This is a genomic window from Nocardia sp. NPDC059154 (assembly GCF_042755705.1).
In the GTDB taxonomy this organism is placed as follows: domain Bacteria; phylum Actinomycetota; class Actinomycetes; order Mycobacteriales; family Mycobacteriaceae; genus Nocardia.
Window position 1 is genome coordinate 22,838 of sequence record NZ_JBHZCS010000094.1, and the last position, 10,000, is coordinate 32,837.

Consider the following 10,000-nt stretch of genomic DNA (forward strand, 5'->3'; position numbering starts at 1 on the left):
AAGCCCCACTAAGTGGGAATCCGAAACAGTTTTTTTTGGGGTGCTTGCCGTTCCCCCCAACCCCCCCAAAACAAGTTTGCGGGCTTGGGTGGGGTCCGGTTTGTGTTCCGGTTGGGGTTCGTGGCCTCGGCTGGGTGTTGTGGTTGTAGGTGAGGCCGAGGTTGCGCGGGCGGCGCCATGGGTCGATGACCGCGCTCACGCTCCGGCTGGGATTGCCGCAGGCATGGCAGTCCGAGGGCGCAGCGGCCTGTTGTAGCCGGGCTGATTCGGCAGGTACCGGAACAGATGCCGCAGGTTGGCGGGCATTGAGCGAGCGCATGGCCGAGTATTTTTGGAACAGCCCATCAGCTCAATCGCTTCCGATCTACCCGCAACCGAGGTATTGCCGCGGAACAGTGCCGACGAGAGCGCTCCGTTAGGCTTCTCACACCGTGTTCTTCTCGATCAACTCGTCAACTTCACCGGCGAGTTGTGGCAGTTGCAGCCACTCGCCGATGATTGCCGCAGCTACGTTGTCTACGAGGTGTTTCTGATCAGCGCCCCACCCAATATTCCCAACACAGTCGGCTCGCCTGCCAATGTGATCGTCTTCAAGTCGGTGCACCATCCATCTGACAGAGCCCACGTGAGGAGCTTCTCATGATCGACTGCGACACAAGGGCTTTCTCAGCTCGTCTCGTCTGGACCAGCGCTCGCAGCGCGTCGCCGTGCTCGTGATCGCGGTGCCTCTATGACACATCCGACTCTGAGACAAGGGCGCCGGGCCTACGAAGGTCCCGAGCTTCCAGAAAGATGACCGTGATGCTCTCCGCCCGTTCACATGTCGCCGTCCGGGCCAATGCCACAGACCTGCTGCTCTATGTGGTAATGACAATCGTTTGGGGCTCAACTTACTTCTTCACTGCAATCGCGCTCCGCAGCTTTGCCCCGATGACCCTAGTGTGCGCACGGATGACTATCGCCGCGGTGGTGCTCTTCACAATGGTACGACTGAGACGAATTCCGCTACCCGGTAGGCGAATTTCCTTACAGCTATTCGTCTTTGGCCTCTGCAACGTAGCCCTGCCGTTCACGCTGCTGGCCATTGCCCAAACCCATCTGCCGTCCGCGCTCACCAGTGTCCTGGTAGCGACCACACCAGCCTTTACCTTTCTGATCGCCGGCTTCGTGCTTCGTTCGGAGACAGTGACCCTCAACCGTACAGCGGGTATAGCACTGGCCTTCGTCGGCATCGTCGTAATGCATCCACCCCACATTTCGGGCGGATGGACATGGTCGCTCGTCGTGCTGGCTACCACGCTGCTGTTCGCGCTCGGCAATATTTCCACGCGACGGTTTCTCACAAATATCGATCCGCTGATGATTGCGGCGGGTCAAGTCACAGCAGGTGCCCTAGCTACTGTGCCAATGGCGATCCTTGAAGGACAACCCACAAAACACCCATCCTGGATATCAGTCGTAGCACTGGCCGAGCTCGGACTCTTCGCCTCGGCCCTGTGCTATTCACTGTACTTCCGTTCGATACAGCGCCTCGGCTCCACTGCGACCTCCTTCAGCACGTTCCTGCAACCGCTGATCGGGCTGGCACTGGGAGTCGGGATCTTGGGCGAAACAATCACCGCCCAGCAATGGGCCGCGGTCGGCGCCGTTATAGCCGGACTTGGACTATTTCTCAGTAGCGCGAGCCGAATGTGCCACCGAAGGTGAGCCGAGAGCACGGACGGCCGCAAGCCCCCGCCTTACGCCCGCCAAATTCGGCGTGGCTGGAGTTGCGTTTTAAGCTCTGGGCGGACATGCGTGCCTGGGAGAGTGTGTCTTTTAAGTGTGGGTGTCGGTGCTGGTCAGGGCACTGTGGGTGAGTTGGATGATCTGCTTGGGCGCGGGAGTGTCCTTCGTCAGCGCCGCCACCCGGATCGCTTTCTCCGCGATCTCACGCACCCGCGCCGGCTGATACACCACATCCAGACGCTCGCGGATCTGCTGACGGTGCCACTTCGCCGCCCTCGGCGAATCATGCACCACCAGAACAACATCGGCCCCAGTCCCCACAGCCGCCCTGATATGGGTGACCACCGGCTCGGGCACCTCACCAGCTTGGTGAAGTACCCGAGCCGCTGAGATACGACTTCAACGCACATCAACAGCGCCAGCAGATTCAGATCCGACTGTGTACGGCCACGCCCCCAAGCGATCTCGTCCTCCGACGGCGTGAACGACTCCAACAGCTCCCGGCCCGAAACCACCCGCTTGAACCGCGGATACGCGGTCCGGTCGATCGACGCCAGACATCCCCCGCAACAACTTCAACCACCCAACCGTGGCGAACCCTAGACGGCCAGTCCGACCACCGCGACCGATCCGACACCCTCAGCGCCCTATTGCCCCTTCTGACGTACTCCGGTCGCACCTCTATTACGGCGGCTCCGCCCCACCCGACCCGTTCGACGGTCGGTGCGTCTATCCCCAACCGGTGCAACAGGAGTGCGCATCGCCCGAGGAACCTGACCGAGTGGTTCCCGTGTTCACTGTGATTCGCTCGACGAAGTAGGAGCCCAACTGTGTCCCTGCGGCATCGCCACGAGTACGCCGCAGACCTTCCTCGTGGCCTCCCGACCGGCTTCGGTAAACCGACCAAGGAGTTCCCCGACCACCCGAAAGCGGCGGGTACGCACCGCGTCCTGCCCATATCCGCCGGTTTCGAACAGGTGGCGCATGGAGGGACGTAACAACGCTGGTTCCTCGCGTACTCCTTCCCATCCCGCTTGCCGGACCCGCACCGTCTGGTGGTACTGGCCACGTCCCGGCGTTGTCAGGGCTGCTCCTACCCTCCCCGGCATCACCCGGATCAGGCTGCCTTCAGCTCCACCGACCTGCTACGACAGAACGGCGGCGAAGGTCTCTCACCTCCACTCGAATCACAGCGCCTCACGGCGCAAACCGAAAGTGCGCCAGAGCCGACTATCGGACACTCCCCCTGTGGAGGCGTATGACTGCTCTCATCACAATATGTATCCGTTGGATTTGCTTTCGCGATTGCTGTCGTCGGTCGAAGATAGGAGGCGCTGAACTGCCGATCAGAGGAGGCGCTTCGCGGTGAAAGGGGCCGCCAGGATGACCGACAACCCGAGATTGGGAACCAGACTGCGACGATCGCACCAATCGGGGCACCACACGACTCACACACCCGGTCTCACTTACGTCGCAGCGGCAGCGCGGCGATCATGAGCCTGGTTAGGTGCTATATCGATCGTGGCGGAGGGCGCGCGCATCGGGTCGGAACCGAGGTGTGGGATCGTTTCAGTGCTTTCGATCCTGGTCTCGTACGTCTGTGCGGCGCGGCGACGACTGTTGGCGGTGTGGTCCTCACGCTTCTCGTGCTCGCTGTGGGCGGTGCGCCTGTTTCGTTGTTGGTGGTCGGCGCGTGGAGTTCCATGGTCGCGGGCTATACCGTCACCGATCAGCGTTCGCGGGATCAGGCGGTGACTCTCGCCCTGGGAATACCGGTCAGTATCGGGGCCTTGTCCGTGGGGACCGTGCTGGCGCCCCACCATATCGCCGCAGATGCCGTTTTGCTGGTGCTCATCTTCACCGCGATGTATGTGCGGCGGTACGGACCACGCGGCAGCGGCCTGGGCGATTTCGCGTTCCAGCACTTCTTCATGGCCCAGTTCGTCCACGCCGCACTCGCACAAATTCCCGGTGTCAGTGTCGTGGCCGCCGTGGCCGTCGGTTGCTCCGGGCTGTTGCGTTTCGGCCTCGTGCGCGCCACACCCGAGCGCACTCTGCGCCGACTGCGACACGCGTTCCGTGCCCGGTTACTGGCGGTGATCGATGCGATGGCAGATCTGGCCCACGCGCGGCCCGGCAGTCCCTCCGCGGATCGTGCGATGCACGTACTGCAGCGACGCTGCGCGCAACTACACCAAGTCGCCCTTTTGATCCAGCGCCGCCTGGACGTCGCCATCGCCAACCCTGACACCGCACGCACAGTGCAGCAGCACATCGCCGAGGCCGAAATCGCCGCCGAACATGCCGCCATCATGCTCCTTCGCACAGTGCGCTCCCCGCGCGACGCTTCCAGCACCCTGATACTGCACCTGTCTGGGAAACAACAGGACACGGGCTCGCCACGCGACCACGCCGCCCGCGGCGACGAGCCCGCCGACCCGGTCCTCGCACACCTGCTTGACGAGTTGAGTGACCTGCGGCGACTACTCACCCGCCAGACGACCGCGGGCGCGGATACTGCGACAGCCAGCATCCGCGCCCGCCTGCTCGGCTACACCACCGACACACACCTGCCGAATCCGGTCACCGACTCCACGCGAGAGCTCTACCACTCCATCGGCGAACTCGCCCGGGCCATGCTGGGCCTGCGACTCGCCTTGGGACCCCGCCGCCACGGCACAACAGACCAAAACCAAACAGCGCGCTGCCGAGCCGAACTGGAAGCCGAAGACCACCACGCGCAAATCGACGACACCGGCAACGAGAACCTGGCTGGCCTCCAGCGGCCGACCACTCGCGCGGCGTTACAGGTCACCGTTGGGACAGCAATCGCCATCATCTGCGGCGAGCTGATCTCCACCGAGCATTGGTACTGGGCGATGATCACCTGCTGGGTGGTCTTCCTCAACACCACCTCCCTCGGCGAAGTCCTGGTCAAAGGCTACCGGCGACTCGCCGGCACGATAGCCGGTGTCGCCGCGGGCGCCGGGCTCGTAACGCTGGTGACCGGCCACACCACCACGGCATTCTTGCTGATGATCGCCTGCATGTTCGGCGCCTTCTTTATCGCATCGGTGTCCTACCTGCTGATGTCACTGCTGATCACCTCGATGGTCGGCTTGCTCTACGCCCTGCTCGGCACCTACACCGACACCATGCTGATACTGCGAGTCGAAGAAACAGCGGTAGGAGCAGCCGCCGGCCTCATCGCAGCACTGCTTGTCCTCCCGGCCCATACCCATCAACTCGTCAACGCGCAACTTACGGACGTGCTCAAACACACCCGTCAAGTAATCACCCAAGCCATCGCCCACCTCGCCGGCGACCCCCACGTCAATCCCCTCGACGCCGCACGCGAACTCGACACCGCCCTCGACACCTACCGTACAGTCGCACAACCGCTACTTCACCCCGCTAGCCCGCTGCGCACCCGTCGCGCCCAAACCCGCCACACCCTCGCCGTGCTGGAAACCATCGCTTACCACACACGCAGTCTCGCCACAACAAGCCAACACCCACCCCTAAACCAGCAAAAGTGCGAACCACACGCATTAACGCGCACAGCGAAACAGCTCGAAAACCAACTGGCCGCTCTGACCGAGTCAGTACAGCGCACGAATAATCGACACGCCGGAACGCCGACATCCAACCTCGCCTTGCCGACCATGATTCGCTCGGTCGCCACATGCGCGGATGCCAAGAACCAGGTCAGCAGCCCAGCACTGCATCACATAGAACGAATCGACGCGAACATTGCCGCGTTAGGCCGCTCGTTAGGTCTACCCGATACCGAGGAGCAAGGGACCATCCCACACGGCCTCCGCCAGCACCAGCCCTAACCGCCGTGTCCGTGACGTCAACTGCATAACTGAACGACCTCTTCCAAGCTTCGCGGTGCCAGCCGTTCGGGGCTTATGTAGATGTGGTTGATGCCCCTGTACATGACATATCATTCAGGACGTGCAGTGGAAGCCGGACTGGGACTCCGCCCCGTTGGCGGTCCCAAAAGCGCAGCTGCGGATGACTCACCCCCTTCGCTCCACCCCCATCTCAGAAACCTCCTCGCTACGAGGAGCCGGTCCGCCAGCGCACCCTGCATCGGTAGTCAGCCCCTCCACGGTTCATGCCTTCCGCGCGGGCGGCACTAGGGCACACCTCGACACTTCAGCAACAATTCGCTCGTATTCCTGAAGGCGTGACTAGGGTGATGATGGAGGCCGTCTCGGATCACTGGAAGCCGGCCTTCTACCTGTTGGAGGCCCATGGCTTCGACATGTGGCTGATCAACGCCAAAGATGCCAAGCACTGCCCGGGCGCCCGCAGACCATGACAAGCTGGACGCGGTGTGGTTGCGCAAGGTCGCCGAACGGCAGTTGCTCCGCGCGAGTTTCGTTCCGCCACCACAGATCCGGCGCCTACGGGATATCACCCGCTATCGCATCGACCTCGTCGGTATCCGCACCGCGGAGAAGAACCGGGTGGAGAAGCTGCTCGAGGACGCCTGCGCCAAGCTGTCGGGGGTGGCCTCCGACAGCTTCGGCGTCTCCGGGCGCAACATGATGGCAGCGTGATGGCGCGCTCCCGAATGCGCACCAAGATCGGCTGCCGGAAGAGGCTTTCACCGGGCACTTCATCGATCACCACGCGTTCCTACTGCAGTGCATGTTCGCCCGCATCGACACCGACATTGCCGCGTTCGAGATGAAGATCGAGGAGGTGGTGCTGCTTTTCGCCCAGGCGATCGAGCGCATGGATGAAATCCGGTGTCGTCGACCTGATTGCCGCCGCGGTGATCGTCGCCGAGATCGGCCTGGATATGAGCCGGTTCCCGTTCCCCCACCCCCGCACATCTGGCGTCCTGGGCTCGGTCCGCTCCCGGGGTCAAGGAATCGGTCGGGAAGAAGAAACACAACTCCAACCCCGCACGGCAATCGCTTACCTGGCCCGCATCCTCAGTGAGGCCGCGATTGGGCCGCCAGAACCAACACCTTCCTCGGCGAACGCCACGGCGCATCGCCATACTCCGCGGCGGCAACAAAGCCCTCGTCGCGCGCGGTCGGCCGCTCCATCCTGACCATCGTCTGGCATCTGCTCGCTGACCACCAGGCCCGCTTCCACGACCTCGGCCCCCGGCTTCTACGACACCCGCGTTGCTGACGACCGCAAGACGCAACCACATCCGCCAGCTCGAAGCCATCGGCTACAAAGTCACCCTCGAACCCGCCGCCTGACCGTCACCAGCCATAGCCACCAACCCGACTCGGCCGCCCTCCGCCGGGTGCTCGCCTGCCCACTCACAAACGAATTTCGGATAGCGTTGCTGCGGTCCACGAGGTGATGGACTACAGCAACTCCTTGACTGGCGCTACTGCGATCGTTATGATCGCTGACACAGTACTGAAACTTCAGTCACATGGCTCACGGTCAAAGTTCGGCGGTGCACAAAGGAACGTTGACCGATGGTCACCACATAATGGCGCACTCCAGCGGAGTCGACGAAAGACAGTTCGCCGATGGCAAACAATACGTCATAATACCTTGATACGGCTTCGAGAAGGTCCGAAGCTCCCTATAGTGGGTCGCTGTACGTAACCGGATCTGCTAATCGCGCGACGCAGAGCGCCGCATGGTTGCCTGCAGCAGAGACCAAATTGGGAAAGTGATCGGTTTGTTCGCATGTGCGATTCAGCGCGAAAAGTTCCGGTGAGATTTCCGAAATGCAGGAGGGCCGGGCGCGGTTCGGCCAGAACTCCCACTTTGCTCTATTCTTGCTCACCGAGAGAGACTTTGCAGAGTGCTTTGCCGTCAGCGCGGTAGTTGCCGAACCGACACAGTGTATACCAGTTGCGCGGCAGCGCTCGCCATCGACATCCAAGTCTTCACGAAACACAAGAACGAAATCCGACACTAAGACGACAAGCAACTACACCAGAGGCTTACGGGCCATATAACATTCTATATTTTCTACTGCATACGGGGACATGCAATAGGCCGACCCGCGCGATCGCTGGCTCATCCAGCCGCCCGCGCCGATTGAGGAGCATCATGAACAACGGCAATGGCGCCGCGCGCCGAAGGGCGCTGCTAGCCGGCGCGATCGGCACCTTTGTGGAGTTTTACGACCAGGCGTTGTACGGATTTTTTGCAGCCACGATTGCAACCCTATTCTTCCCGAAGGAAAACCCTTCCACCGCCCTGTTGTCCACCTTCGCAATCTTTGCGGTCAGCTTTGTTGTCCGCCCCTTGGGGGGAGTGGTATGGGGTCATGTCGGCGATAAAATAGGTCGGCGCCCCGCGCTTTTCATGGGGGTTGCGATAATGAGCTTGGCCACTGTAGCAATGGGCCTATTGCCCGGTTATGATAAAATCGGATTAGCTGCGCCGATTCTACTATTGTTGTTTCGCCTAGTCCAGGGCTTCTCTGTCGCCGGAGAATACGCTGGTGGCACCACCTTTATCGTCGAGCACGCACCTGGAGATAGGCGTGCGCTATATGCTTCAATGATCCCTGCATCCTCAAACGTCGGGACAATCTTCGCCGCTCTGGTAGCGATTATAACAACCTCTGCGATATCTCCGGAGCAGCTGATCTCGTGGGGGTGGAGGATACCATTCCTGCTGGCACTGCCGCTTACATTGATCGCCCTTCTCGCGCGGCTCAGGGTGGAAGAATCTCCGGTATTCACCGCTCTCCAGTCCGAGGGACGTGTCGAATCTGCGCCACTTATTGAAGCATTCAAGGTGGCGAAAAAGCCAATGCTGCTATTTATCGGCTGGGCAATGACTGCCTCGGTCAGCGGATATCTCGTGTGGGCCTTCCTCGTATCCTACCTGACCAGGTCGGCGCATTTCAGTAACACCCAGTCACTGCTCGTCCTCATCGTGGCACTGCTTGTTTCTACAGCCGGCTGTGTCGTTGCAGGGCGTGCTATCGACATAGCGGGGACAAAGCGCGTTGCCATCGCTTACGTCCTTGGTTTGGGCATTTGGGCCATCCCCACCTTTGCTTTGCTGCCCCATAGCTCGTTGTTGGGTGCCATCTTGATCATCGCGGTATTCGTGATCTTCTCCAGTGGCGTCGCAACAACTCTCAACCTGCTATTCGTAGATTTCTTCCCGGCACGCGTGCGGGTCTCGGCAAGCACGCTGAGCTACAATATCTGTTCCATGATGTTCGCCGGGACCGCGCCCTTCATCGCTACTTTTCTGATCAATGGAGGCCACCCCCTCGGCCCGGGTTACTATCTTGCCGGCCTGGCTGCCATCTCAGCTTTGGTGGCAGTGTTCGGTTTTAGTAATCAAACGCTAGGCAAGGGTCGACACTCAATAACGCCTGTCGTGACCGACAGTCCGCAGCCGGCGAACGCGTAACGACATGTCGTATACGAGGCCCACGTCGTCATCGACACCACCCGACACGCCGCACGACCCACATCGCGGCAGCAAAGGTGAACTTCGACGGCGAGACGGTGAAGGTGCCGGAGGCACCGTCATCACCACCGAACACGGAGTAGACGCGGCGAAGGCCCCTTGCCAGGTCGTAGGCATGACGCGTGGCACCTTCGTCACGAAAGGAATCGATGCCGCACCGCACCCACAAATGCATGACGCCTTGCGTAGGGAGAATTCGGCCAAGACAGATCGCAACCAACCCGCTCTCATCTAGCCACACACTGAGATGAGCTTCAGACCGCCGGGCTTGGCCTCGATGAACCTGGTGCCCTCAAGCGAGCCTGCGGGACACCGGGACCGACTTCTCAGAGAAAATAATGACCGCAGCGATTCTCGGGTCCCGTAATCCGTGGATCTCTCGGATCCAGACCACCTTTCAACCCAGCGCATGATAGCAATCGAATTGCGGCCGTAGGATAAATGCGCCGAAAAGACGTTCGATTCAGCGATCAGGAAATGGCTCGCATATCTTGTTTATCGGCGTAATGACATTCTCGCGGACTATCGATATTCGGCCACGAGGATTTGTTTCTAACGGCTCGCCAGTTCGATCCAATATTTTCAGGAGTTTCCAGTGACCTCTACAACAATTCGTGGTGTTGCCGCCGTGACCGTCGGCATCGGCTCGTTGCTCGTCGCCGGAGGGACCGCGACCGGTCCCGTCCATGCCGACGCCTTCGTCGCTCTGCCGGATGGGCAGAAACAGGGCCCCAACGGGGTCGTGGTCACCCGGTCCGGTGAGCACGCCACGATCTCCCCGTCGCTGGCCGACAACGGCGCCGGGCGCACCGTGTGGGTCTCGGGCAACGCGAGCGCCGAT

The 10,000-nt window shown here is 61.1% G+C and carries 8 protein-coding genes and 1 pseudogene; 6 read left to right on the forward strand and 3 right to left on the reverse strand.

Annotated elements, in window-relative coordinates; genetic code table 11:
* The first annotated feature begins 792 nt into the window (after positions 1-792).
* A complete protein-coding gene (locus tag ACFXN1_RS45900) occupies positions 793-1,707 on the forward strand; it encodes a DMT family transporter (protein ID WP_379404951.1) in 915 nt (304 codons plus the stop codon).
* Between the two features lie 111 nt (positions 1,708-1,818).
* Here ACFXN1_RS45900 and ACFXN1_RS45905 read toward each other — a convergent pair whose 3' ends face one another.
* Complete coding sequence (locus tag ACFXN1_RS45905; RefSeq protein WP_379446185.1) at positions 1,819-2,085, reverse strand: hypothetical protein; 267 nt, start codon at positions 2,083-2,085, stop codon at positions 1,819-1,821.
* A gap of 1,136 nt (positions 2,086-3,221) precedes the next feature.
* Between ACFXN1_RS45905 and ACFXN1_RS45910 the strand changes: the two genes are divergently transcribed.
* From ACFXN1_RS45910 to ACFXN1_RS45920, 3 genes are all read left to right on the forward strand, one after another.
* The gene (locus ACFXN1_RS45910) at positions 3,222-5,567 is read left to right on the forward strand and encodes an FUSC family protein (RefSeq protein WP_379446184.1); all 2,346 of its coding nucleotides are present in this window, start codon (positions 3,222-3,224) and stop codon (positions 5,565-5,567) included.
* Between the two features lie 356 nt (positions 5,568-5,923).
* Positions 5,924-6,058 carry a hypothetical protein gene (locus ACFXN1_RS45915; RefSeq protein ID WP_379404945.1) on the forward strand — a complete coding sequence of 45 codons (135 nt, stop codon included), beginning with the start codon at positions 5,924-5,926 and terminating at the stop codon, positions 6,056-6,058.
* Positions 6,024-6,299: a transposase gene (locus tag ACFXN1_RS45920; RefSeq protein WP_379404943.1), complete on the forward strand. Its 276-nt coding sequence runs from the start codon at positions 6,024-6,026 to the stop codon at positions 6,297-6,299. The genes ACFXN1_RS45915 and ACFXN1_RS45920 overlap by 35 nt, the downstream gene beginning before the upstream one ends.
* A gap of 79 nt (positions 6,300-6,378) precedes the next feature.
* On the opposite strand, the gene ACFXN1_RS45925 is transcribed toward ACFXN1_RS45920, so the two are convergent.
* Complete coding sequence (locus tag ACFXN1_RS45925; protein ID WP_379404941.1) at positions 6,379-6,576, reverse strand: hypothetical protein; 198 nt, start codon at positions 6,574-6,576, stop codon at positions 6,379-6,381.
* Positions 6,577-7,773: 1,197 nt separating this feature from the next.
* Between ACFXN1_RS45925 and ACFXN1_RS45930 the strand changes: the two genes are divergently transcribed.
* Entirely contained in the window at positions 7,774-9,099 is a 1,326-nt protein-coding gene (locus ACFXN1_RS45930; RefSeq protein ID WP_379446182.1) for an MFS transporter, read from the forward strand.
* 28 nt (positions 9,100-9,127) lie between these two features.
* Here ACFXN1_RS45930 and ACFXN1_RS45935 read toward each other — a convergent pair whose 3' ends face one another.
* On the reverse strand, positions 9,128-9,334 hold the full coding sequence (locus ACFXN1_RS45935; protein WP_379446181.1) for a hypothetical protein: 207 nt from the start codon (positions 9,332-9,334) through the stop codon (positions 9,128-9,130).
* 420 nt (positions 9,335-9,754) lie between these two features.
* On the opposite strand from ACFXN1_RS45935, the pseudogene ACFXN1_RS45940 reads away from it, so the two are divergent.
* Positions 9,755-10,000 (forward strand): annotated as a pseudogene (locus ACFXN1_RS45940) (mspA family protein); the annotation flags it as partial.

Coding starts and splice junctions, on each gene's coding strand:
- ACFXN1_RS45900 (WP_379404951.1), top strand. CDS start 793: ATGACCGTGATGCTCTCCGCCCGTTCACATGTCGCCGTCCGGGCCAAT.
- ACFXN1_RS45930 (WP_379446182.1), top strand. CDS start 7,774: ATGAACAACGGCAATGGCGCCGCGCGCCGAAGGGCGCTGCTAGCCGGC.
- ACFXN1_RS45920 (WP_379404943.1), top strand. CDS start 6,024: ATGCCAAGCACTGCCCGGGCGCCCGCAGACCATGACAAGCTGGACGCG.
- ACFXN1_RS45910 (WP_379446184.1), top strand. CDS start 3,222: ATGAGCCTGGTTAGGTGCTATATCGATCGTGGCGGAGGGCGCGCGCAT.
- ACFXN1_RS45935 (WP_379446181.1), bottom strand. CDS start 9,334: ATGCATTTGTGGGTGCGGTGCGGCATCGATTCCTTTCGTGACGAAGGT.